The 20,791-nt window shown below is 68.0% G+C and carries 26 protein-coding genes; 17 read left to right on the top strand and 9 right to left on the bottom strand.

Annotated elements, in window-relative coordinates; genetic code table 11:
* Positions 1 to 19: 19 nt before the first annotated feature.
* Together kefC and kefF are read right to left on the bottom strand one after the other, a co-directional pair.
* Positions 20 to 1,879 (bottom strand): glutathione-regulated potassium-efflux system protein KefC, encoded by a 1,860-nt coding sequence (gene kefC, locus H8R02_RS01685; protein ID WP_187079605.1) that lies wholly within the window; start codon positions 1,877 to 1,879, stop codon positions 20 to 22.
* A 2-nt stretch (positions 1,880 to 1,881) separates the two neighbouring features.
* Positions 1,882 to 2,511, bottom strand: a complete 630-nt coding sequence (kefF, locus tag H8R02_RS01680) for a glutathione-regulated potassium-efflux system oxidoreductase KefF (protein WP_187079604.1) — start codon at positions 2,509 to 2,511, stop codon at positions 1,882 to 1,884.
* Positions 2,512 to 2,560: 49 nt separating this feature from the next.
* On the opposite strand from kefF, the gene H8R02_RS01675 reads away from it, so the two are divergent.
* On the top strand, positions 2,561 to 3,178 hold the full coding sequence (locus H8R02_RS01675; protein WP_187080572.1) for a ParA family protein: 618 nt from the start codon (positions 2,561 to 2,563) through the stop codon (positions 3,176 to 3,178).
* Positions 3,179 to 3,182: 4 nt separating this feature from the next.
* Positions 3,183 to 3,638 (top strand): MaoC family dehydratase, encoded by a 456-nt coding sequence (locus H8R02_RS01670; protein WP_187079603.1) that lies wholly within the window; start codon positions 3,183 to 3,185, stop codon positions 3,636 to 3,638.
* Here H8R02_RS01670 and trmL read toward each other — a convergent pair.
* Together trmL and H8R02_RS01660 are read right to left on the bottom strand one after the other, a co-directional pair.
* Complete coding sequence (trmL, locus tag H8R02_RS01665) at positions 3,635 to 4,099, bottom strand: tRNA (uridine(34)/cytosine(34)/5-carboxymethylaminomethyluridine(34)-2'-O)-methyltransferase TrmL (RefSeq protein ID WP_187079602.1); 465 nt, start codon at positions 4,097 to 4,099, stop codon at positions 3,635 to 3,637. The two genes, H8R02_RS01670 and trmL, sit on opposite strands and share 4 nt — an antisense overlap.
* Before the next feature lie 10 nt (positions 4,100 to 4,109).
* Positions 4,110 to 4,814 carry a ComF family protein gene (locus H8R02_RS01660; RefSeq protein ID WP_187079601.1) on the bottom strand — a complete coding sequence of 235 codons (705 nt, stop codon included), beginning with the start codon at positions 4,812 to 4,814 and terminating at the stop codon, positions 4,110 to 4,112.
* A gap of 32 nt (positions 4,815 to 4,846) precedes the next feature.
* On the opposite strand from H8R02_RS01660, the gene H8R02_RS01655 reads away from it, so the two are divergent.
* The 8 genes from H8R02_RS01655 (at position 4,847) to H8R02_RS01625 (ending at position 10,916) form a co-directional block, all read left to right on the top strand.
* The gene (locus H8R02_RS01655; RefSeq protein WP_187079600.1) at positions 4,847 to 5,728 is read left to right on the top strand and encodes a methyltransferase domain-containing protein; all 882 of its coding nucleotides are present in this window, start codon (positions 4,847 to 4,849) and stop codon (positions 5,726 to 5,728) included.
* A gap of 82 nt (positions 5,729 to 5,810) precedes the next feature.
* On the top strand, positions 5,811 to 6,287 hold the full coding sequence (locus H8R02_RS01650; protein WP_187079599.1) for a DUF2244 domain-containing protein: 477 nt from the start codon (positions 5,811 to 5,813) through the stop codon (positions 6,285 to 6,287).
* A 51-nt stretch (positions 6,288 to 6,338) separates the two neighbouring features.
* Positions 6,339 to 7,493: a cytochrome c oxidase subunit II gene (coxB, locus tag H8R02_RS01645; protein WP_187079598.1), complete on the top strand. Its 1,155-nt coding sequence runs from the start codon at positions 6,339 to 6,341 to the stop codon at positions 7,491 to 7,493.
* Between the two features lie 15 nt (positions 7,494 to 7,508).
* A complete protein-coding gene (gene ctaD / locus H8R02_RS01640; protein ID WP_187079597.1) occupies positions 7,509 to 9,143 on the top strand; it encodes a cytochrome c oxidase subunit I in 1,635 nt (544 codons plus the stop codon).
* Positions 9,144 to 9,157: 14 nt separating this feature from the next.
* Positions 9,158 to 9,268 carry a cytochrome oxidase small assembly protein gene (locus H8R02_RS30030; protein WP_222622347.1) on the top strand — a complete coding sequence of 37 codons (111 nt, stop codon included), beginning with the start codon at positions 9,158 to 9,160 and terminating at the stop codon, positions 9,266 to 9,268.
* Between the two features lie 4 nt (positions 9,269 to 9,272).
* Positions 9,273 to 9,824, top strand: a complete 552-nt coding sequence (locus H8R02_RS01635) for a cytochrome c oxidase assembly protein (protein ID WP_187079596.1) — start codon at positions 9,273 to 9,275, stop codon at positions 9,822 to 9,824.
* A complete protein-coding gene (locus tag H8R02_RS01630) occupies positions 9,821 to 10,000 on the top strand; it encodes a DUF2970 domain-containing protein (RefSeq protein ID WP_187079595.1) in 180 nt (59 codons plus the stop codon). Before H8R02_RS01635 ends, H8R02_RS01630 begins: the two co-directional genes overlap by 4 nt.
* Before the next feature lie 31 nt (positions 10,001 to 10,031).
* Positions 10,032 to 10,916 (top strand): cytochrome c oxidase subunit 3, encoded by an 885-nt coding sequence (locus H8R02_RS01625; protein ID WP_187079594.1) that lies wholly within the window; start codon positions 10,032 to 10,034, stop codon positions 10,914 to 10,916.
* 44 nt (positions 10,917 to 10,960) lie between these two features.
* Here the strand turns inward: H8R02_RS01625 and H8R02_RS01620 are convergent, their stop codons facing one another.
* On the bottom strand, positions 10,961 to 11,182 hold the full coding sequence (locus H8R02_RS01620; RefSeq protein WP_187079593.1) for a twin transmembrane helix small protein: 222 nt from the start codon (positions 11,180 to 11,182) through the stop codon (positions 10,961 to 10,963).
* Between the two features lie 27 nt (positions 11,183 to 11,209).
* Here H8R02_RS01620 and H8R02_RS01615 point away from each other — a divergent pair, with 27 nt between their 5' ends.
* The 6 genes from H8R02_RS01615 to H8R02_RS01590 are packed head-to-tail and all read left to right on the top strand — an operon-like array spanning position 11,210 to position 15,918.
* On the top strand, positions 11,210 to 11,926 hold the full coding sequence (locus H8R02_RS01615) for an SURF1 family protein (protein ID WP_187079592.1): 717 nt from the start codon (positions 11,210 to 11,212) through the stop codon (positions 11,924 to 11,926).
* Positions 11,874 to 12,554: an SCO family protein gene (locus H8R02_RS01610; protein ID WP_187079591.1), complete on the top strand. Its 681-nt coding sequence runs from the start codon at positions 11,874 to 11,876 to the stop codon at positions 12,552 to 12,554. Before H8R02_RS01615 ends, H8R02_RS01610 begins: the two co-directional genes overlap by 53 nt.
* Positions 12,554 to 13,648, top strand: a complete 1,095-nt coding sequence (locus H8R02_RS01605; protein ID WP_187080571.1) for a COX15/CtaA family protein — start codon at positions 12,554 to 12,556, stop codon at positions 13,646 to 13,648. The genes H8R02_RS01610 and H8R02_RS01605 overlap by 1 nt, the downstream gene beginning before the upstream one ends.
* Positions 13,645 to 14,514, top strand: coding sequence for a heme o synthase (cyoE, locus tag H8R02_RS01600; RefSeq protein ID WP_187079590.1), 870 nt, complete (start codon positions 13,645 to 13,647; stop codon positions 14,512 to 14,514). Before H8R02_RS01605 ends, cyoE begins: the two co-directional genes overlap by 4 nt.
* Before the next feature lies 1 nt (position 14,515).
* A complete protein-coding gene (locus H8R02_RS01595) occupies positions 14,516 to 15,106 on the top strand; it encodes an SCO family protein (RefSeq protein WP_187079589.1) in 591 nt (196 codons plus the stop codon).
* A complete protein-coding gene (locus H8R02_RS01590; protein WP_187079588.1) occupies positions 15,106 to 15,918 on the top strand; it encodes a DNA alkylation repair protein in 813 nt (270 codons plus the stop codon). Before H8R02_RS01595 ends, H8R02_RS01590 begins: the two co-directional genes overlap by 1 nt.
* On the opposite strand, the gene H8R02_RS01585 is transcribed toward H8R02_RS01590, so the two are convergent.
* The 3 genes from H8R02_RS01585 to rpoH all read right to left on the bottom strand — a co-directional run bounded on the left by H8R02_RS01585 (position 15,905) and on the right by rpoH (position 19,691).
* Positions 15,905 to 16,891, bottom strand: coding sequence for a Bug family tripartite tricarboxylate transporter substrate binding protein (locus H8R02_RS01585; protein WP_187079587.1), 987 nt, complete (start codon positions 16,889 to 16,891; stop codon positions 15,905 to 15,907). The two genes, H8R02_RS01590 and H8R02_RS01585, sit on opposite strands and share 14 nt — an antisense overlap.
* Before the next feature lie 16 nt (positions 16,892 to 16,907).
* Positions 16,908 to 18,662, bottom strand: a complete 1,755-nt coding sequence (locus tag H8R02_RS01580) for a sensor domain-containing diguanylate cyclase (protein ID WP_187079586.1) — start codon at positions 18,660 to 18,662, stop codon at positions 16,908 to 16,910.
* 93 nt (positions 18,663 to 18,755) lie between these two features.
* Entirely contained in the window at positions 18,756 to 19,691 is a 936-nt protein-coding gene (gene rpoH, locus H8R02_RS01575; protein ID WP_187079585.1) for an RNA polymerase sigma factor RpoH, read from the bottom strand.
* 195 nt (positions 19,692 to 19,886) lie between these two features.
* On the opposite strand from rpoH, the gene H8R02_RS01570 reads away from it, so the two are divergent.
* Entirely contained in the window at positions 19,887 to 20,315 is a 429-nt protein-coding gene (locus tag H8R02_RS01570; protein WP_187079584.1) for a hypothetical protein, read from the top strand.
* Here the strand turns inward: H8R02_RS01570 and H8R02_RS01565 are convergent.
* On the bottom strand, positions 20,299 to 20,763 hold the full coding sequence (locus H8R02_RS01565) for an Mpo1 family 2-hydroxy fatty acid dioxygenase (RefSeq protein ID WP_187079583.1): 465 nt from the start codon (positions 20,761 to 20,763) through the stop codon (positions 20,299 to 20,301). The genes H8R02_RS01570 and H8R02_RS01565 overlap by 17 nt on opposite strands.
* Between the last annotated feature and the right edge of the window lie 28 nt (positions 20,764 to 20,791).

Raw genomic sequence — 20,791 nt, 5'->3', positions numbered from 1 at the left:
AGCAAATTGCCTAGGGCCTTTAGGGATTGGCCGCGTCGCGGTCCGTTTCCGCGCTGGCCCAGCCCTGCCGTTCGCCGCGCTGGCGCCGGTCGGCCGCCTCGGCGCGCTCGCGCGCCATCTGCTCCTCGAACTGCTTGCGCCCCTCCTTGACCACGGCGATCAGGCGGGCGCGGTCGCGGTGGTGCAGGTACATCTTCTCGAACAGCTCGAGGTTGTGGCGGCGAAAGCGCATCGCGCGGCGGCGCGCGTCGTGGGGCTCGATGCCCAGCGCCTCCAGCACGGTACGGCCGCTCCTGAGGCTGGACTCGAACAGCTCGCGCTCCACCAGCATCACGCCGCGGTCGCGCAGCTCGTTCCAGTGCGTCACGTCGCGGGCGCGCGCGACCAGCTCGAGATGCGGGAAGTTTTCACGCGCGAGGTCGACGATGCGCAGCGACTGCTCGCGGTCGTCGACGGCGACCACGAGGATGCGTGCCGACTCGGCGCCCGCCGTGCGCAGCAGGTCCATGCGCGTCGCGTCGCCGTAGTGCACCTTGTAGCCGAAGGTGCGCGCGGCCTCCACCATGTCCGCGTCGTGGTCCAGCACGGTGGAGGCGAAGCCTTCGGCGGTGAGCAGCCGGCCGATGATCTGCCCATAGCGGCCGAAGCCCGCGATGATCACCGGCGCGCGCTGCGGCTCGCTCAGCTCCTCCATCCCGGCGCCGGCGCGGCTCGCGAAGCGCGGCAGCACGAGGCGGTCCACCGCGACCAGCAGCAGCGGCGAGACCAGCATCGACACCGCCACCGCGCCGATCAGCAGCGATGCGGTCTCGGGCGAGAACACCTTGCTGCCGGCAGCCGCCTGGAACACGACGAACGCGAATTCGCCGCCCTGCGCCAGAAGCAGCGTGAAGACCGGCCGCTCCGCGAGCGGGATGCGCATGCCCACCGAGATGGCCCAGATCACCACCGCCTTCGCGGCAAGAAAGCCCAGCACGATCGCGGCCATCAGCCCCGGCGAGCGCGCGAGCACGCCGAAGTCGATGCTCATGCCCACCGCGATGAAGAACAGGCCCAGCAGCAGGCCCTTGAAGGGCTCGATGTCGGTTTCCAGCTCGCGCCGGTACTCGCTCTCGGCCAGCAGCACGCCCGCGAGGAAGGCCCCCAGCGCCATCGACAGGCCGACGAACTGCATCAGCGCGGCGATGGCGACGACGAGCAGCAGCGAAGCCGCCGTGAAGATCTCCGGCGTGTTGCTGCGCGCGATCCAGCGCAGCACGGGCCGCAGCAGCAGCCGGCCGCCCAGCACGATGCCGCCGATCACCGCCACGATGCGCAGCGCTTCCACGGCGTTGTTGCCGTCGTTGCCGTGGTCGACCGTGCCGCCCAGCAGCGGCAGCAATGCGAGGATGGGGATGGCCGCGACGTCCTGGAACAGCAGGATGGAAAAGCCCGCCTGCCCGCTGGAGGTTGGCAGCAGGTTGCGCTCGCCCATCACCTGCAGCGCAATGGCCGTGGACGACAGTGCAAGCCCGAGCGCGGCCACGAGCGCGATGCGCCAAGGCACGCCGAAGGCGATGCCCGCGAGGAAGATCGCGAGCGCGCAGCCCACGACCTGCGCCGTGCCCCAGCCGAAGATCGGCCGGCGCAGGCTCCACAAGCGGCGCGGCTCCAGCTCCAGGCCCACGAGGAACAGCATCAGCACCACGCCGAATTCGGCGAAGTGCAGGATGTCCTCGACGTTGCTCACCAGTTTCAGGCCCCACGGGCCGATGGCGATGCCCGCGGCGAGGTAGCCGATGATCGAGCCGAGCCCGAGTGCGCGCGACAGCGGCACCGCGAGCACGGCGGCGCCGAGGTAGATCAGCGAATTGGTCAGCCAGGCGGGTGCGTGTTCCATGCTCAGGTCGGCAGGGGCCGGTCCAGGGGCGGGACCACGCACGCAGGGCACGGCTCCAGCTCGTCCATCTCCGGCCAGTCCGGGTAGGAGCGCAGGCGCTCGGCATAGACCTGCACGTGCTCGGCGATCGCGGCCTCGCTGGCCCGGTGCGCACCGTGCAGCACCAGAGGCGGCAGGAAGCGCATGCCGCACAGGGCTGCTGTCTGCTCGTAGGGCGGCAGGAATGCGTCGAAGAAGTAGCGGTTGTAGCCCTGCGGGTGGTACGAGCCCTCGGAGCCGCCGGTCGTCGCCACGAGCCACACGTCCTTGCCCTGCAGGGCGGTCGGGCCGTGGCCGTACGCCCAGCCGTAGGTGAGCACTTCGTCCAGCCACAGTTTCATCAGCGGCGGCATGGAGTACCACTGGATCGGGTGCTGCAGCACGATGAGCGGCGCCGCCTCCACGGCGCGCTGTTCGGCGGCCACGTCGATGTCGAAATCGGGGTAGCTGCCATAGAGGTCGCGCACCACCACCCCCGGCGCGGCCCGGGCGGCCTCCAGGAGGCGGCGGTTCACCCGCGACTCCCGCCAGTGGGGGTGCGCGGCCAGCACGTAGGCCCGGGCGCGCACCGGCTCGGTTGCGGACTCATCCATGGCCGGTAACATAGCAAAGCAGCGCGCAAGGCGCAGATGGAGCCGAATGATGCCAGTCGTGGTCGTTGCCAATCCGAAAGGCGGTGTCGGGAAGTCCACCCTGGCCACCAACATCGCCGGGTACTTCGCGTCGAAGGGGCACAAGGTGATGCTGGGCGACGTGGACCGCCAGCAGTCCTCGCGCCTGTGGCTCGGCCTGCGCCCGCCGCAGGCACGCGCCATTTCCAGCTGGGACGTGGGCGAGAAGGAGATGGCCCGGCCGCCCAAGGGCACGACCCACGTGGTGCTGGACACGCCGGCCGGCATGCACGGCAAGCTGTTCAAGGAGGCCCTGAAGATCGCCGACAAGGTGGTGGTGCCCCTGCAGCCGAGCATCTTCGACATCTTCGCCACGCGGCACTTCCTGGACGAGCTGGCGCAGCAGGGCAAGTCCTCGCACGTGCAGGTGGGCATCATCGGCATGCGCGTCGACCCGCGCACCATCGCGGCCGACCACCTGCAGGAGTTCACCAAGAGCCTCGGGCTGCCCGTGCTGGGCTACCTGCGGCCGACGCAGAACTACATCCACCTCGCGGCGCGCGGGCTCACGCTGTTCGACGTGTCGCCGGGCCGCGTGGAGCGCGACCTGGAGCAGTGGGAAGGGATTTGCCGTTGGCTCGATACTTGAGGGCATGAAAGTCCTCCCATCCCTTGATGCACTGCCGCCCCTCGTCGGCCAGGAAGTCGCCGTGAGCGACTGGCTCACGATCACGCAGGAGCAGGTGAACAAGTTCGCCGAAGCCACCGGCGACCACCAGTGGATCCACGTCGACGTGGAGCGCGCGAAGGCCGGGCCGTTCGGCGCGCCCATCGCGCACGGCTTCCTCACGCTGTCGCTGATCCCGAAGTTCTTCGAGAGCTCGTTCACCATCGAGAACACCCGCATGGGCGTGAACTACGGCCTGAACAAGGTGCGGTTCACGGCGCCCGTGCCCGTGGGCAGCCGGCTGCGCGCGCGCATGAAGCTCGCCAGCTGCGAACCCATCGAGAACGGCGGCATGCAGATGGCGTGGAACGTCTTGATCGAGCGCGAGGGCAGCGACAAGCCGGTCTGCGTGGCCGAGACGCTGTCGCGCCGCTATCCCTAGGCCGCGAAGCCGTTCTGCCGCCAGGCCTCGAACACCGTCACCGCGACGGCGTTGGAGAGGTTGAGGCTGCGCTGGCCGGGGCGCATCGGCAGCTTCAGGCGCTGCGCTTCGGCGAAGTCGGCGCGGATTTCCTCGGGCAGCCCACTCGTCTCCGAGCCGAACACGAGCCAGTCGCCACGCGCGAATTCGACGTCATGCACGAACCGCGTGCCGCGCGTCGTGAGCGCGAACATGCGATCGCGCTTCGGCTGCTCGTTGGCCAGGAACGCCGGCCACGATGCGTGACGCCGAACGTCGGCGTACTCGTGGTAGTCCAGCCCGGCGCGCTTCATGTGCTTGTCGTCCATCGAGAAGCCGAGCGGCTCGACCAGGTGCAGCGCGCAGGCGGTGTTGGCCGCTAGGCGGATCACGTTGCCGGTGTTGGGCGGGATTTCGGGGTGGACGAGGACGATGTTGAACATCAGGCGGGGATCATTCGGGCTCGTCGGTGCGCGCGACGACGGCGGCGCCGACCGAGGCGGCGCCGGCGGCACGCAGCGCCTGCGCGGCCGAGAACAGGGAAGCGCCGCTGGTCATCACGTCGTCGACGAGCAGGATCGCGCGCTCGCGCACGTCGGCTGCGCGCAGCGGCTCGACACCGAATGCGCCGCGCACGTTGGCCTGGCGTTCGCGGCGGCTGAGCGCGGTTTGCGGCGCGGTGTCGCGCAGGCGCAGCAGCAGGCCCGCGTCGGCCTTCTCGGGTGCAAGCGCCCGCGCCAGCTCGTGCGACTGGTTGAAGCCGCGCAGCGCAAGCCGCTCGCGCGACAAGGGCATCGGCAGCACGAGGTCCGCCTGCGCGACGCTGGCCGCGACGCCGGGTGCATCGAGCATCAAAGCGGCCAGCGTGCGTGCCCAGCCGGGCTCGTCGCCGAACTTGAAGCGCAGGAGCAGACGCGACCAGGGAAAGCCATAGGACACGGCGGCGTGGCATCGCTCGAGGGGCGGCGGCTCGCGCAGGCACGCGCCGCACACCGCGACGCCATCGGGCACCGCCAGCGCACAGCTGCGGCACCGCGGCCGCGGCGCAGCAAAGCGCTGCACGCACGCATCGCACACCGGCTCGGCCGGCCACGCCCCACACGCCGCGCAGCGGCTGGGCACCAGCGGTGCGAGTCGGGAGAGCCAGGTGCCGAGCATCGGGTCAATATACTCGTCGCGCCCCTTCATAAATGGCCGAAGATCGTCCACCCACCATCGACCCCGTCGCCGCCGACCGCTGGCAGCGCCGCGCCCCCGCGCACTCGCCGTGGCTGCACGAGGAAGTGGGCCGCCGCATGGAAGAGCGGCTGGAGTGGATCCGCCGCGAGCCGGCGTCATGGGTCGACTGGGAGCCCGTGCGCGGCGGCCTCGCCGCCCATGCGCGCGTCGCGCAGCGCTACGCCAGGTCGCGCTGCCTCGTGGTCGAGCCGCACCACGAAGCGGCCGCGCGGGCCGCACTCGCCCCTTCGCTCTGGCAACGGTTGCGCGGGGACGTCACCACTTTCGGCGACGCACCCGACGGCGCCGCCCAGATGCTGTGGTCCAACATGCGGCTGCACACGAGCGCCGACCCGCAGCAGCTCCTCGCGCGCTGGCACCGCGCGCTGGAAGCCGACGGCTTCCTGATGTTCTCCTGCCTCGGCCCCGACACGCTGCGCGAACTGCGCGCGCTCTACGCCGCGCTCGGCTGGCCGCCGCCCTCGCACGAGTTCACCGACATGCACGACTGGGGCGACATGCTCGTGCACACGGGCTTTGCCGAACCGGTGATGGACATGGAGCGCATCACGCTGACGTTCGAAACGCCCGCGCGCCTCGTCGCCGAACTGCGCGAGCTCGGCGCCAACCTGCACCCGCAACGCTTTCCCGCACTGCGCGGCCGCGCATGGCGGCGCACGCTCGAGGAGGCGCTCGGCCGCGACCTGCGCGGTGCCGAAGGGAGGCTGGCACTCACCTTCGAGGTCATCTACGGCCACGCGCTCAAGCCGCAGCCGCGCGTGAAGGTGGGCGAAAAGAGCACGTTTTCGGTGGACGACATGCGCCGCATGCTGCAGCGGCCGCCGCAAGCCTGACATGGGTCAAGACCCCGCGCCCCGGAAAGTGGCAGGGGGAACCCGCGCTACAATGCGCGGTTGATTTTGTGAGCGACGGCTCGTGTCGAACATCGTCTTTCGTTTCGCCACTGTCCAGGGCCAGGCCATCCACTGGTTCCTGAAGCGCAACTGCTCGGTGACGCCGGCCCAGCTGGGTTGGCTGTACGCCTCGCTGTGCGTCGTGTCGCTCGCGATCGGGACCTTTTTCTGGTTCCAGGGCGCGGTGTTGATCCTCCCCTTCGCCTGGCTCGAACTGGCCGCCGTGGGCCTCGCGTTCCTCGTGTACGCGCGCCACGCGGCGGACGGCGAGCACATCCTGCTGCAGGGCCGCAGGCTGGTGGTGGAGCTGGAGAACGCCGGGCGGCTGGAACGCGCGGAATTCAACCGCGACTGGGTTCGCGTCGAGCCCAGCGTGGACGACCGCTCCCTGATCGAGGTGTCGGGGCAGGGCCGGCGCGTGGCCGTGGGGCGGTTCCTCCGCCCGGAGCTGCGCCCGGCGCTGGCGCAGGAGATTCGCAGGGCCTTGCGCGAGGCATGACGCGCAAGGGCCGGCAGGACAGTTTGAATTGAGAGCTTGAGGCTAAGAACGATGAAAAGTCATTCCATCCAGGCGGCGGCCCTCGCGGCACTCGGCGCTTTCGCGGGCGCCGCGCACGCGGTGCAGGACCTGCCGGGCGGCCCGGCGGTGCGCCAGCTGAACCTGCACAACGCGGCCACGCGCATCGGCGTGGAAATCGCCTGGCTGCACTGGTTCATGCTGATCACCTGCCTCGTGATCTTCATCGCCGTGTTCTCGGTGATGTTCTATTCCATCTGGAAGCACCGCAAGTCGGTCGGCCACAAGCCCGCCAACTTCCACGAGTCGGTCACGGTCGAAATCGTCTGGACCATCATCCCCTTCCTCATCGTGATCGGCATGGCGCTGCCCGCCACCAAGGTGCTGGTCGCCTCCAAGGACACGAGCAACGCCGACCTGACCATCAAGGCCACCGGCTACCAGTGGAAGTGGGGCTACGACTACATCAACGGCGAAGGCCAGGGCGTGAGCTTCCTGTCCACGCTGGACCCCACGCACCGCGAGATCTCCAACGACGGCGCGAAGAACGCCCCGGACAACTTCCTGCTCAAGGTCGACAACCCGCTGGTCGTGCCGGTGAACAAGAAGGTGCGCATCGTCACCACCGCCAACGACGTGATCCACGCCTGGGGCATCCCGGCCTTCGGCGTCAAGCAGGACGCCATCCCCGGCTTCGTGCGCGACACGTGGTTCCGCAGCGAGAAGACCGGCGACTTCTACGGCCAGTGCTACGAGCTGTGCGGCAAGGAGCACGCCTACATGCCCATCCACGTGAAGGTGGTGAGCGCGGAGCAGTACACCGCCTGGGTGGCCGACCAGAAGAAGCTGATGGCCGCCAAGCAGGACGACCCCGCCAAGGTGTGGACGCTGGCCGACATCACGGCCCGCGGCGAGAAGGTGTATGCCGCCAACTGCGCGGCCTGCCACCAGCCCAACGGCAAGGGCGCGGGCCCGATCAAGCCGCTGGACGGCTCGCCGGTCGTGCTCGACGCGAACAAGGCCGCCGAGATCCAGGTGGTGCTGCAGGGCCGCGGCGCGATGCCGTCGTGGAAGCAGCTTTCCGACACCGACCTCGCGGCGGTGATCAGCTACACCAAGAACAACTGGTCGAACAAGACCGGGCAGCTCGTGCAGCCGGCCGAAGTGCTGGCGCAGCGCGCGAAGTAAGGACAGAGGTAAATCATGAGCGCCGTACTCGACCACCACGACCACGCCCACGACGACCACCACCACGCGCCCGCCGGCTGGCGCCGCTGGGTGTATGCCACCAACCACAAGGACATCGGCACGCTGTACCTGCTGTTCTCGTTCACGATGTTCATCGTGGGCGGCATCCTGGCGCTGCTGATCCGCGCCGAGCTGTTCCAGCCGGGCCTGCAGGTCGTCAACCCCGAGCTGTTCAACCAGCTCACCACCATGCACGGCATCATCATGGTGTTCGGCGCGATCATGCCGGGCTTCGTGGGCTTCGCGAACTGGATGATCCCGCTGCAGATCGGCGCGCCGGACATGGCGTTCGCGCGCATGAACAACTTCAGCTTCTGGCTGCTGATCCCGGCCGGCCTGATGGTGGTGGGCTCGTTCTTCATGCCCGGCGGCGCGCCCGCCGCGGGCTGGACGCTCTACGCGCCGCTCACGCTGCAGATGGGCCCCTCGATGGACGCGGGTATCTTCGCGCTGCACATCATGGGCGCGAGCTCCATCATGGGCTCGATCAACATCATCGTGACCATCCTCAACATGCGCGCCCCCGGCATGACGCTGATGAAGATGCCGATGTTCGTGTGGACCTGGCTGATCACGGCCTACCTGCTGATCGCGGTGATGCCCGTGCTGGCCGGCGCCATCACGATGACGCTGACCGACCGCCACTTCGGCACGGTGTTCTTCAACCCCGCCGGCGGCGGCGACCCGGTGATGTACCAGCACATCTTCTGGTTCTTCGGCCACCCCGAGGTCTACATCATGATCCTGCCGGCGTTCGGCATCATCAGCCACGTGGTGCCGGCGTTCTCGCGCAAGAAGCTGTTCGGCTACGCCTCGATGGTGTACGCCGTGGCCTCCATCGCCATCCTGTCGTTCATCGTGTGGGCGCACCACATGTTCACGACCGGCATGCCCGTCACCGGCCAGCTGTTCTTCATGTACGCCACGATGCTGATCGCGGTGCCGACGGCCGTGAAGGTGTTCAACTGGATCGCGACGATGTGGCAGGGCTCGATGACCTTCGAGACGCCGATGCTGTTCGCCGTGGGCTTCATCTTCGTGTTCACGATGGGCGGCTTCACCGGCCTGATCCTCGCCATGGCGCCGATCGACCTGCTGCTGCAGGACACCTACTACGTCGTGGCCCACTTCCACTACGTGCTGGTGGCCGGCTCGCTGTACGCCATGTTCGCGGGCTTCTACTACTGGGCGCCCAAGTGGACGGGCGTGATGTACAACGAGACGCGCGGCAAGATCCACTTCTGGTGGTCGCTGATCGCGTTCAACGTCACCTTCTTCCCGATGCACTTCCTGGGCCTGGCCGGCATGCCCCGCCGCTACGCCGACTACCCGATGCAGTTCGCCGACTTCAACGCGATCGCTTCGGTCGGCGGCTTCGCCTTCGGCATCGCGCAGGTGTACTTCTTCTTCTGGATCGTGCTGCCCGTCATGATGGGCAAGGGCCCGAAGGCCGTGCAGCGCCCGTGGAACGACCCCGACGGCAAGGGCGCCGAGGGCCTGGAATGGGAAGTGCCGTCGCCGGCGCCCTTCCACACCTTCGAGACGCCACCGAAGCTGTCGGCCGACGCCACCCGCGTGGTCGCCCACTGAGCGCCAGCGTGAACATGACCGACGAGCAGCGCAAGAAGAACCTGCGCACGGCGCTGATCCTGGCGACCGTGGTGGCGGTGTTCTTCATCGGCTTCATCGCCCGCATGGTGCTGCTGGGCAGGTAACAAGATGGACATCAAGCGCGAAAACCTGCGGATGACGGGCAAGCTGGCGGTGATTGCCGCCGGCATGTTCGCGTTCGGCTACGCCCTGATCCCGCTGTACAAGCACATCTGCGAGCTCACCGGCATCAACATCCTCGCCGTCGGCGAAAAGCAGGTGCCCGGCAGTTCCACGGCCAGGCCGAACACGCAGGTGGACACCTCGCGCACCATCACCGTCGAATTCGACGCCAACACGATGGGGCCGTGGAAGTTCAAGCCGGCGGTGGCCTCGGTGCAGGTGCACCCGGGCGAGCTCGCGACGGTGGTGTACGAATTCCAGAACGTGCAGGACCGCAAGATGGCGGCGCAGGCCATCCCGAGCTATGCGCCGCGCAACGCGGCCGCGCACTTCAACAAGATCGAGTGCTTCTGCTTCAACCAGTACACGCTGGAGCCGGGCGAGAAGAAGCAGTGGCCGGTGGCTTTCGTGGTGGACCCGAAGCTGCCCAAGGACGTGAAGACGATCACCCTGTCGTACACCTTCTTCGAGGTGGGTGGCAAGGTGGCGAAGTTATGAAGTTGCTGCAGGCGGTCAGGGCGGTGCTTTGGTCGTTCGTCGGCATCAGGAAATCGAGCGGACAGCAGGAGGACTTCGGCAAGTTGAATCCCTTCCAGGTCATCGCCGTGGCGGTGGTGGTCGTGGTGCTCTTCGTGGCGGGATTGATTGCCCTGGTCAACTGGGTCGCAAAGTGAATACCGAGATAGAGGATCAGGAGTCGAGAAAATGAGTTCCAGCGCACACGGCACCACGCCCCACTACTACGTGCCCGAACCGTCGCGCCACCCGGCGATGGCGGCCTTCGGCCTGTTCTTCGTGCTGCTCGGCGCGGTCAACTGGGTCAACGGCGCCGACTGGGGCAAGTATTCGCTGCTGTTCGGCTTCCTGTGGCTGTTCTGGGTGCTGTTCCAGTGGTTCCGCGACGCGGTGCACGAGAGCGAAACCGGCCTCTACGGCCGCAAGATCGACTTCAGCTACCGCTGGAGCATGAGCTGGTTCATCTTCTCCGAGGTGATGTTCTTCGGCGCGTTCTTCACCGCCCTGTGGTGGATGCGCGTGCACTCGGTGCCCGCCCTGGCCGGCGCCGACAACGCGCTGCTGTGGCCCGAATTCAAGGCGGTGTGGCCCTCGGTGTCGCCGGGCGCGACGGCGTCGCCCGCCGGCATCATCGAGCCCTTCCAGACGATGACGCCGTTCTGGCTGCCGACCATCAACACCGCGCTGCTGCTGTCCTCCGGCGTCACGCTGACCATCGCGCACCATCTGCTGCAGGCCGGCGCGTCGCGCGGCAAGATCATCATGTGGATGTGGATCACGGTCGCACTGGGCGCCACCTTCGTCGGCGTGCAGGCCTACGAATACGCGCATGCGTACTCCGACCTGAACCTGAAGCTCACGTCGGGCGCCTACGGCTCCACGTTCTTCATGCTGACCGGCTTCCACGGCTTCCACGTGCTGGTCGGCATGCTGATGCTGCTGTTCATCACGCTGCGCCTGATGAAGGGCCACTTCACGCCCGAGCGCCACTTCGGCTTCGAAGGCGCCGCGTGGTACTGGCACTTCGTGGACGTGGTGTGGCTGGGCCTGTACACGCTCGTGTACTGGCTGTGAGGCTCGCACAACCGCAATGAAAAAAGCGCCGCGAGGCGCTTTTTTCATTGGCCGGGGCGAATGCCGGTGGGGCTGATCAGACCGAACTTCCAGGCAATGAGGATGCAGACGAACAGCAGGATGGAAAAGCCGACGCGGAAAGCCAGCGCGCGGGCCATGTTGTTGGTCTTCGGCTTGCCGTCGGCGCCGTCGCGCATCATGAACCACAAGGCCGAGCCGAGGCTGGCGAGGATGGCCAGGAATGCGATCGCCACGAGGATTTTCATGGCTCCGATTATCCCGCCGGGCAGCGCATGAAGGGTCGGCGCTCCTGGCTCGTCACGGCCGCGGCAATGCTGGGCTGCGCCGTGACCCTGGCGCTCGGTTTCTGGCAATGGGGCCGCGCGCAGCAGAAGCTCGAGCTGCAATCGGCCATGGAGGCGCGCGAGAAGCTGCCCCCGGTCGATATCCGCGAGGTACTGGCCGCTCCCGACATCGCCCCCTTCCAGCACCGCCGCGTGCGCCTGCGCGGCACCTGGGGCGCACCCGTGGTATTCCTGGACAACCGGCAGATGGAAGGCAAGGTCGGTTTCTACGTCGTCGCACCCCTGCAGGTGGACGGGGGCGCCGTTGCCGTGCAGCGCGGCTGGGCGCCGCGCAATTTCGAGCGGCGCGAGCAGTTGCCTGCCGTCACGACGCCGGCGGGCACCGTAGAGATCGAAGCCCGCATCGCCCCGCCCCCCGCCAAGCTTTATGCCTTCGCCGAGGCCGAGCAGGGCCCGATCCGGCAAAATCTCGACCTGGCCCGTTTCGGCGCCGAGTCGCGCCTGCCCCTCGCGACACAGTTTTCCGTGCAGCAGCTCGGCCCGGCGTCCGAAGGCCTTTCGCGCCGGTGGCCGCAGGCGGGCAGCGGCGCCGAGAAGAACTGGGGCTATGCCTTCCAGTGGTGGGCCCTGAGCGCCCTGATCGCCATCCTTTATGTCTGGTTCCAATTCGTCCGCCCATCCCGCGCAGCCCGAGCGCCTCGATGAGCCGCTTGGCTTGACGGTGCACTCGCTGCCCGTGCCGCAGGAAGCGGCGCTGGCCGAGGAGCAGCGCACGGTCAGCGGCCGCTGGAAGATGCTGGCCGTGCTCGCCGTGTGCGCGGCGCCAGTCGTCGCGTCGTACTTCACCTACTACGTCGTCCGCCCCGAGGGCCGCCGCAACTACGGCGAGCTCATCATGTCGCAGCCTGAGCTGCCCGCGCAGCTCGCGCAACTGAAGGGCCAGTGGCTGCTGGTGAGCGTGGCCGGCGGTGCGTGCGAGGCCGCGTGCGAGAAACACCTGTACCTGCAACGCCAGCTGCGCGAGGGCCTCGGCAAGGACAAGGACCGCGTGGACTGGGTGTGGATCGTCTCCGACCGCACGCCGGTGCGTGACGCGCTGAAGCCCGCCCTTGCCGAAGCCACCGTGGTGCAGATGGACGAGGCGCAGCTTTCGCAGTGGCTCGCGCCCGCGCAGGGGCACGCTTTGCGCGACCACCTTTACGTCGTCGACCCGCAGGGCCGCTGGATGATGCGCTTCCCCGCCGGGCAGGACATCGGCACCGCGCCCAAGGTCAAGCGCGACCTCGAGCGGCTGCTGCGCGCCTCCGCATCGTGGGACAAGGCAGGGCGCTGATGCAGGCCGCCGAGTCGCTCTACAACCTCGCCCCCGTGCTGCGCGTCATGCTGCTCGGGCTCGCGATCGCCTGCGGGCCCATCTCGTGGGTGTGGCTGCGCAACCGGCAGGCCGCCGCGCGTGGCCGGCTGGCGGCGCTGACATTGATCACGCTCTTCCTCACGTTCGACCTCGTGATGTTCGGCGCCTTCACGCGCCTGACCGATTCGGGCCTCGGCTGCCCGGACTGGCCCGGCTGCTACGGTTCCGCGAGCCCGACCGGGGCCCACGCGGAGATCACGCTCGCCCAGCAGGAGATGCCCACCGGGCCCGTGACGCACACCAAGGCGTGGATCGAGATGATCCACCGCTACTTCGCGACGGCGGTGGGCGTGCTGATCCTCACCATCACCGCGGCCACATGGGTGCAGCGGCGCGATGCGAATGCCGTGAACCCGTGGTGGCCGGCGATCACGCTCGTGTGGGTGTGCATCCAGGGCGCGTTCGGCGCGCTGACGGTGACGATGAAGCTGCAGCCGGCCATCGTCACGCTGCACCTTCTCGGCGGGCTCGTGCTGCTGGCACAGCTCACGATGCAGGCGGAGGCGTACCGCGTGAACCCGCGCATGGCCGTAGCGGCAGCGCATCGCCGCTGGCTGTGGGCTGCGTTCGCGCTCGTATGGCTGCAAGTGGCATTGGGCGGCTGGGTCAGCACGAACTACGCGGTGCTGGCGTGCAGCGAGTTCCCGCAGTGCCAGGGCAGCTGGTGGCCGCACATGGATTTCGCGCAGGGGTTCGAGCTGTGGCGCGACCTGGGCAAGACCGGCGAGGGCGAGCACATTGCCTTCGCGGCGCTGACCGCGATCCACTACACGCACCGGCTCGTGGCGTATGTCGTGCTCGCCGCGCTCGCCGTGGCTTCGTGGCGCCTGTGGCGCGGGCCGCTCGCGGTGCAGGCCCGGTGGCTCGCCGGCCTCGCCGCGCTGCAGTTCGCCACCGGCCTCACGAACGTGGTGCTCGACTGGCCGCTCGTGGCCGCGGTGATGCACACCGGCGGCGCGGGTGCGCTGGTGGTGGTGCTCACCTGGGCGCTTTGCGAGGCTCGATCGCGATGAGCCGCTTTGCACAGTTCTATGCGCTGACCAAGCCCCGGGTCGTGCAGCTCATCGTGTTCTGCGCGCTCATCGGCATGGTGCTGGCGGTGCCCGGCGTTCCGTCGCTGGACGACGTGCGCATCGCGGCCATTGCATGCTTCGGCATCTGGCTCGTGGCCGGCGCGGCAGCGGCCTTCAACTGCCTCGTCGAGAAAGGCATCGACGCCAAGATGCGCCGCACCGCCTGGCGCCCGACGGCGCGCGGCGAGCTGAGCGACTGGCAGACGCTGGCGTTCGCCACGGTCCTCTGCGCCCTCGGCTCGTGGCTGCTGTATGCGTACGTGAACCCGCTGACGATGTGGCTCACGCTGGCCACCTTCATCGGCTATGCGGTCATCTACACGGTGATCCTCAAGCCGCTCACGCCGCAGAACATCGTGATCGGCGGCGCGTCCGGCGCGATGCCGCCGGTGCTGGGCTGGGCGGCTCTGCGAGGCGACGTTGGCCCCGAGGCGCTGATCCTCTTCCTCATCATCTTCCTGTGGACGCCGCCGCACTTCTGGGCGCTCGCGCTGTATCGCGTGGAGGATTACCGCAAGTCCGGCCTGCCGATGCTGCCGGTGACGCACGGCAACGAGTTCACGCGCCTGCAGGTGTTCCTCTACACGCTGGTGCTGTGGGGCGCTTGCCTGATGCCCTTCGCGTACGGCATGAGCTCGTGGATCTACCTCGCGGCGGCGCTGGTGCTGTCGGCCGGCTTCACGATGTATGGTTTCCGGCTGTGGCGCGACTACTCCGATGCGCTCGCGCGCAAGACGTTCCGTTTTTCCCTGATCCACCTGAGCGTGCTGTTCGCCGCGCTGCTGGTGGACCACTACGTGTTCTGACATGAAACTCCAACGCCGCTCCCTGCTGGTCCTCGCCTCCGCAGCCGCCCTCGGGGCATGCATGGAAAGCAAGCCGCAGTTCAAGTCGGTCGACCTGACCGGCGCCGACTACGCGAAGGACTTCCAGTTGCCCGACGTGAACGGGCAGGTGCGCAGCCTCAAGGACTTCAAGGGCAAGGCCGTGGTGCTGTTCTTCGGCTACACGCAGTGCCCCGACGTCTGCCCCACGACGATGACCGAGATCGCGCAGGCGAAGAAGCTGCTCGGGGTCGACGGCGACAAGGTGCAGGCGGTCTTCGTCACGGTCGACCCCGAGCGCGACACGCCCGAGGTGCTGAAGGCCTACATGGGGAACTTCGACCCCGGCTTCGTGGCGCTGCGCGGCTCGCCCGAGCAGGTGGCCGCCATGGCGAAGGACTTCAAGGTGTTCTACAAGAAGGTCGAAGGCAAGGCGCCGGGCAGCTACACGATGGACCACTCGGCGGCGAGTTACATCTACGACCCGCAGGGACGGCTGCGTCTCTACACGCGCTATGGCAGCGGGGCGCAGGCGCTGGCCGACGACCTGAAGCTTCTCTTGAAAGAGGCCTGATGGTCCAGCACCTCCTCGGGCGAAGGGGCGCGGCGCGCATCGCGCTGATCCCGCCAGAGGTGCTGGAAGCCCTGAACGACGGGCTGGTGCACACGGTCAACCTCAACGAGTTCCTTGCGCTCGACCTGCCGCGGCTCGCGCGCAATGTCGCGCGGGCTATCGGGCTCGACCCGGCGTCGGAGCGGCTCGACGACACGCTGGCGATGCTCTCCGCGTTCAAACCCGTGAAGCGGCACGAGCATGTTGCCCGCGCTCTCTACGACCTGACCGAACCTCGAGACGACCGCGATGGCATCGCGCACAAGCTCGCGACGCACGCGAGCGATGTCGCGCGCTGCTGGGCGGCGCAGTGGACGATGTTCTCGTCGCTTGCCTTGCCGCGCAAGCTGGATTCGACGTGGCGATTCGCGGCCGATCCGCATTTCGGCGTGCGCGAGATCGCGTGGATGGCGGTGCGCGACGAGATCGCCGGTTCGGTGGACGAAGCTGTCGAGCTGCTCGCTGCGTGGGCCACGCACCCCGACCCGAACATTCGCCGTTTCGCCAGTGAAGCGACGCGACCGCGCGGTGTCTGGTGCGCACAGATCGAAACGCTGAAGGCCGAACCCTGGCGCGCTTTGCCGCTACTGGAGCCGCTCAAGGCCGACCCGAGCCGCTACGTGCAGAACTCGGTTGCGAACTGGTTGAACGACGCAAGCAAGACGCAGCCGGAATGGGTCGACGAGACTTGCACGCGATGGATTCGCGTCTCTCGCGCACCCGAGACGAACTACATCGTCAGGCGCGCGCGGCGCAGCCTCACTCGGCTTTGATGTTCCGCATCTGGATCACGCCGCCCAGCAGCGCCGTGTCCGCCTTGATGCGATTCGCAAGACCCTCGGCCGAAGTCCCCGCCACTTGCCAGCCCTGCTGGAACAGCCGCTGGCGCACCTCGGGCGTCCGCGCGATCTGCGCGATCAGGGTCGAGAGCTTGTTCACGATCGGCTTCGGCATCGAAGCAGGCGCAGCTGCGGCGGTCCAGATCTCCAGCTGGAAACCACGCGTCGCACCGCTCTCATCCAGGCTCGCGAACTCGGGCACCAGCGAACTGCGGCCCGACGAAGTCACACCCACGGCCTTGAGCTTGCCCGCACGGATCTGCGGCGCGGCAAGCCCGGGCGGCAGCAGCGACAGCTGCACCTGGCCCGCGATCAAGGCGTTGATCACCTGCGGGTTGCCCGGGTAGGGCACGTGCACGGGGTCGATGTTCGTCTTGGTCTTCAGCAGTTCCATGCCGATGTGGCCCACGGTGCCCACGCCGGGCGTGCCGTAGCTCCACTTGTTGCCGGCGTTGCGAGCGGCGAGGAAGAACTCCTGCGCGCTGTTGAACGGCACGCTGGCCGATGCGGTGAGCAGCAGCGGCGCCGTGCCGATCAGGCTCACGGGCGCGAGGTCCTTCAGCGGATCGAACGGCGTCGCGGGGTTCAGCAGCTTCGCGATCGTCATGTTGCCGTTGATCAGCACGCCGATCGTGTGCTCGTCGGTGGCCTTGGCCACTTGGTCGGCGGCGATGTTGCCGCCGGCGCCCGGCTTGTTCTCCACGATCACGGGCTGGCCGAGCGCCTTGGACAGCGGCTCGGAGATCGTGCGGGCAACGAGGTCCGGCGTGGAGCCGGCGGGGAAGCCGACGAGGATGCGCACGGGCTTTGTCGGCCAGGCGGCCGGGGCGGATTTCTGGGCGAGGGCAGGTGCGCAGGCGGCGGCGAGGGCGAGCGCGAGAACGGTACGGCGCGAGGTGATTTTCATCCCCCAATGCTACCGCTCAGAAATTGAGCGGACGGATCAGTTTGCGCGCGTCGTAAGGAATGCTGTTCACGCCCTCGAGGACCCACTTCAGGCTGCCGGCCGGGTCGAGGTCCCGGTCGGGCAACAGCGCCACGGAAACGTGGAACTTCAGTGTGAGCCCCGGCGGCAGCGCTTCCGCGGGGCGCAGGCCGGTGGCAATGACCTGCTGCGCGCGCGACATCGCGGCCGCAGTGGTGGTCGGCCCTTCCAGCAGCAGCATGAACTCGTTGTCGCCCACGCGCGCGGCGAGGTCCACGTCGGTGATCGCGCGGCGCAGGATCGAGGCGGCAACGACGAGCGCTTTCTCCGCCGCTTCGCGCCCGTACTCGCTGACGATGGCTTCGAAGTTGGAGATCTTCACGCCCAGCAGGGCACACGGGTGGCGTTGGCTGCGCGCGCGCACGAGCGCCGCTTCCAGCCGCGTGAGCAGGCTGCGGCTGTGGGCCAGGCCCGTGAGTGCGTCCGTGTGCTGCAGCGCCATCGCACGCACGAGCGACTCACGCCGCCGCGCGCCGCGCAGGCTGAGCGCATAGAACAGGATCGGCATCTCCAGCACCGCACCCATCGTGAGGCCGTAGCGCGTGAGGGCGCTGTTCGGGATGAGATTGAGGCCGCGCGCCACCGGGAAAATCGCCATCACCAGCACCGGCAGGAAGCCCAGCGCGATCAGGCGGATCGTCGGGTCGTCGCCGCGCTTCCACACGAGCAGGATGAGGACGAAGACCAGCGCGAGCGCGAAGGTCGTCAGCAGCATCACGATGCCGAACGTCACGCGCGAGGTCACCATCGTGTCGATGCCCACGGCGATCATCAACGCGGCGATCACGCCCCACACCACCATGTCGAGCAGGCGCGAGAAGCGCACGGGCTCGGTGACCGTGTGCACGAACCACAGGCCGGCCGCGGTGGAGATGCCGGGCAGCAGGAAAGTGGCCGTCTCGTTCCAGCGCAGCATGTGGTCCCACAGGTGCTGCGCGCCCACGCCCAGGTACGCCGCTTGCCCGATCGCGAGCAGCGCGACGTAGATCGCGTAGGCGCCGAAGCTGCGGTCGCGGAAAGCCACGGCGTTGGCGAACGCCACGATCGTGATCAGCGCCGCGAGGCCGAAGTAAGCGCCCAGCAGGAACTGCTCGCGCTCGCGCGTGGCGATCAGCCGCCCCTGGTCGTACAGCGCGATGGGCGCGGCGAAGTTCACGCGGGCATGTTCCACACGCAGCCAGTAGCGCACGGTACGCCCCACTTCGTGCGCCAGCTCGAAAGTGGGCACGCGGCCGGGCAACGGCCACTGCGAGACGGGCTTGCTGTCCCCCGCCTCCTGCACGACCCACGCGCCGCGCGCGTCACGGTAGAACAGCTGCGCGCGGTCCAGCCCCGACAGCGCGATCTCGACGAACCAGCGGCCGTCGACCGTGGCAATCGCATCGAACTGGATCCACATGCCCTTGCCGTCGATGTTGTGCTGCTGGCTCGCGTCGCGCGGTGCCCACGGCAGCTGCACGCCCGCCTCGACCTCGTCGACGCTCTTGCGCCCGGTCTCGTCGACCCAGTAGCGGCTGCGGCCATGCAGGGGCACGCCCTCCATGCCCGGTACGAGGCGGATCGCAGGAGGGATGGGCGCCGCATGCAGCGAGTCCGCAGGCAACACGTCCTGCGCGCGGGCGAGGCACGGCAGGCCCAGCCACAGCAGGCCGAGCCAGACCAACCACCCGACGTGTCGCAGCCCTCTCCTCACGAGGAACATTGTTACAGGATCGGCAATAAAAAGCCCGGCGATCGGCCGGGCTGTAGGGACATGCATCGCGCGGTGTGGCGCGGATGCGCAACGTCAGGCGTAAGCCGCCAGCGCCTTCTTCATCTTCTTCATCGCGGCCGATTCGATCTGCCGGATGCGCTCGGCCGAAACGCCGTACTCGGCGGCCAGCTCGTGCAGCGTCATGCCGCCGGAGCCGTCGTCGTTGACCTTCAGCCAGCGCTCCTCGACGATGCGGCGGCTGCGGGCGTCGAGCTGTTCCAGCGCGGCGGCGATGCCGTCGGTGGCCATCGTGTCGCGCTGCTGGCCTTCGAGCACCGCCGTCGGCTCGTGCGCGGCGTCGGCGAGGTAGGCGATCGGGCCGAAGCCTTCGTCGCCGTCGTCCGTCGGGCCCGGGTCCAGCATGACGTCGCCACCGGACATGCGCGTTTCCATCTCGACGACTTCCTCGCGCTTGACGTTCAGCTCGCGCGCCATCACGTCGATCTGCGCGTCCGTCAGCGTGTCGCGGTGCGTCTGCGCGCCCTCGTCGTCCTTGAAGCCCTGCTTCATCGAACGCAGGTTGAAGAACAGCTTGCGCTGGGCCTTGGTCGTGGCGACCTTGACCATGCGCCAGTTCTTCAGGATGTACTCGTGGATCTCGGCCTTGATCCAGTGCAGCGCGTAGCTGACCAGGCGCACGCCCTGGTCGGGGTCGAAGCGCTTGACGGCCTTCATCAGGCCGATGTTGCCTTCCTGGATCAGGTCGCCATGCGGCAGGCCGTAGCCCAGGTACTTGCGCGAGACGGACACGACCAGCCGCAGGTGCGACAGCACCAGCTTACCGGCGGCTTCCAGGTCGTTGTGCTCCTTGAGCTTGCGCGCGAATTCGAGTTCTTCCTCGGGCGTGAGCATCGGCAGCCGGTTCACGGCCGTGATGTACGCATCCAGGTTGCCCAGGGACGGAACGACCGCCCACGGGTTGGCGACAGCCAGGGCCGTGGTTGCAGAGGCTCCAATGGATTGGGACATGCCAGAAACTCCTTTCTTACCCTCAAATATTAGCACTCGGTTAGAGAGAGTGCTAATCGAGAGGTTCCATGGAAACGATAGCCCACCTCGGGTTAACCCTGAACTCCAGAGGGCTGATACCTAAGAAGGAGGGGAGTTCCCTCCAAGCTGGCCGGCGGCCCGGAGTAACATCTTTCGACTTACCAGGAGCGGACCATGAAAGCGATGATCGGGCGCCTGTTCGCCCGCCGGGAGGCCGGTTCCGGGGCCGCGAACTCCTCCCAGCTCACCAACAGCGACATCGAAAGCTACTACCTCAAGGTGATCGCCGAGTGCCTGCGCCGCATGCTGGTGCCGGCCGAGAGCATCGAGATCGACGTCAGGCGCTCGGGCACGGGCCCCACCGGGCTGACGGCGTTCGCCGGCTACGTCCGCATCGTGCGCTGGGACCCCGTGCTCACGCCCGTGCTGCTGCAGAACATGCCCGTGATCGACGCGCGCATCCGCAAGGTGGCCGCGGCCTCGGTCATCCTGGAGCACACGCACTTCGCCGGCATCTGGTTCCAGGCGACGAGCAGCACGGTGGGTGCGCCCAAGACGCTGCTGGGCGTGCCGGCGGAGATCGTTGTTACCAGCGGATGTTGAGCTTCCGGAAGAGAAGGCTCAGCACGAACAGCGGTCCCACCCACAGGTACTGCAGGTCCTCGAAGAAGGAAGGCTTCCTGCCTTCGATCTTGTGCCCGACGAACTGGGCGATCCACGCGAGCACGAACACCGCCACCGAGATCGGCAGCACCTTGTCGCCCATGGCGTGGACCACGGCCAGCATCGCGACCGAGACGACGGCCATGGTCACCAGGAACACCGCCGAGAGTCGCGCGTAGTAGACCATGCTCGCTGCGACGAAGATGTACGCGGCCCACGGATGCGCCGAGAACAGCAGGCCGACAAGGCTGAGCATGATCAGCGGGATGGCCACGCAATGGATCGCCTCGTTGCGCGGGTTGCGGTGGCTTTCGCCGTAGTGGGCCAGCAGCTGGTCGACCCGGCGCTGCGCGGGGACGGCGGCGGTCTCGGCGGTGGTGGTGTTCATGCGGCGCTCCGGGGTGAGAATGCCGGGA

This window comes from Ramlibacter albus (assembly GCF_014297445.1).
Taxonomy (GTDB): domain Bacteria; phylum Pseudomonadota; class Gammaproteobacteria; order Burkholderiales; family Burkholderiaceae_C; genus Ramlibacter; species Ramlibacter albus.
This window is presented reverse-complemented; position numbering and strand designations above follow the sequence as displayed.

Excerpts from the sequence above, each read along its gene's own strand:
- kefC (WP_187079605.1), bottom strand. The coding sequence starts at position 1,879 with ATGGAACACGCACCCGCCTGGCTGACCAATTCGCTGATCTACCTCGGC.
- kefF (WP_187079604.1), bottom strand. The coding sequence starts at position 2,511 with ATGGATGAGTCCGCAACCGAGCCGGTGCGCGCCCGGGCCTACGTGCTG.
- H8R02_RS01675 (WP_187080572.1), top strand. The coding sequence starts at position 2,561 with ATGCCAGTCGTGGTCGTTGCCAATCCGAAAGGCGGTGTCGGGAAGTCC.
- H8R02_RS01670 (WP_187079603.1), top strand. The coding sequence starts at position 3,183 with ATGAAAGTCCTCCCATCCCTTGATGCACTGCCGCCCCTCGTCGGCCAG.
- trmL (WP_187079602.1), bottom strand. The coding sequence starts at position 4,099 with ATGTTCAACATCGTCCTCGTCCACCCCGAAATCCCGCCCAACACCGGC.
- H8R02_RS01660 (WP_187079601.1), bottom strand. The coding sequence starts at position 4,814 with ATGCTCGGCACCTGGCTCTCCCGACTCGCACCGCTGGTGCCCAGCCGC.
- H8R02_RS01655 (WP_187079600.1), top strand. The coding sequence starts at position 4,847 with ATGGCCGAAGATCGTCCACCCACCATCGACCCCGTCGCCGCCGACCGC.
- coxB (WP_187079598.1), top strand. The coding sequence starts at position 6,339 with ATGAAAAGTCATTCCATCCAGGCGGCGGCCCTCGCGGCACTCGGCGCT.
- ctaD (WP_187079597.1), top strand. The coding sequence starts at position 7,509 with ATGAGCGCCGTACTCGACCACCACGACCACGCCCACGACGACCACCAC.
- H8R02_RS30030 (WP_222622347.1), top strand. The coding sequence starts at position 9,158 with ATGACCGACGAGCAGCGCAAGAAGAACCTGCGCACGGCGCTGATCCTG.
- H8R02_RS01635 (WP_187079596.1), top strand. The coding sequence starts at position 9,273 with ATGGACATCAAGCGCGAAAACCTGCGGATGACGGGCAAGCTGGCGGTG.
- H8R02_RS01630 (WP_187079595.1), top strand. The coding sequence starts at position 9,821 with ATGAAGTTGCTGCAGGCGGTCAGGGCGGTGCTTTGGTCGTTCGTCGGC.
- H8R02_RS01625 (WP_187079594.1), top strand. The coding sequence starts at position 10,032 with ATGAGTTCCAGCGCACACGGCACCACGCCCCACTACTACGTGCCCGAA.
- H8R02_RS01620 (WP_187079593.1), bottom strand. The coding sequence starts at position 11,182 with ATGAAAATCCTCGTGGCGATCGCATTCCTGGCCATCCTCGCCAGCCTC.
- H8R02_RS01615 (WP_187079592.1), top strand. The coding sequence starts at position 11,210 with ATGAAGGGTCGGCGCTCCTGGCTCGTCACGGCCGCGGCAATGCTGGGC.
- H8R02_RS01610 (WP_187079591.1), top strand. The coding sequence starts at position 11,874 with ATGTCTGGTTCCAATTCGTCCGCCCATCCCGCGCAGCCCGAGCGCCTC.
- H8R02_RS01605 (WP_187080571.1), top strand. The coding sequence starts at position 12,554 with ATGCAGGCCGCCGAGTCGCTCTACAACCTCGCCCCCGTGCTGCGCGTC.
- cyoE (WP_187079590.1), top strand. The coding sequence starts at position 13,645 with ATGAGCCGCTTTGCACAGTTCTATGCGCTGACCAAGCCCCGGGTCGTG.
- H8R02_RS01595 (WP_187079589.1), top strand. The coding sequence starts at position 14,516 with ATGAAACTCCAACGCCGCTCCCTGCTGGTCCTCGCCTCCGCAGCCGCC.
- H8R02_RS01590 (WP_187079588.1), top strand. The coding sequence starts at position 15,106 with ATGGTCCAGCACCTCCTCGGGCGAAGGGGCGCGGCGCGCATCGCGCTG.
- H8R02_RS01585 (WP_187079587.1), bottom strand. The coding sequence starts at position 16,891 with ATGAAAATCACCTCGCGCCGTACCGTTCTCGCGCTCGCCCTCGCCGCC.
- rpoH (WP_187079585.1), bottom strand. The coding sequence starts at position 19,691 with ATGTCCCAATCCATTGGAGCCTCTGCAACCACGGCCCTGGCTGTCGCC.
- H8R02_RS01570 (WP_187079584.1), top strand. The coding sequence starts at position 19,887 with ATGAAAGCGATGATCGGGCGCCTGTTCGCCCGCCGGGAGGCCGGTTCC.
- H8R02_RS01565 (WP_187079583.1), bottom strand. The coding sequence starts at position 20,763 with ATGAACACCACCACCGCCGAGACCGCCGCCGTCCCCGCGCAGCGCCGG.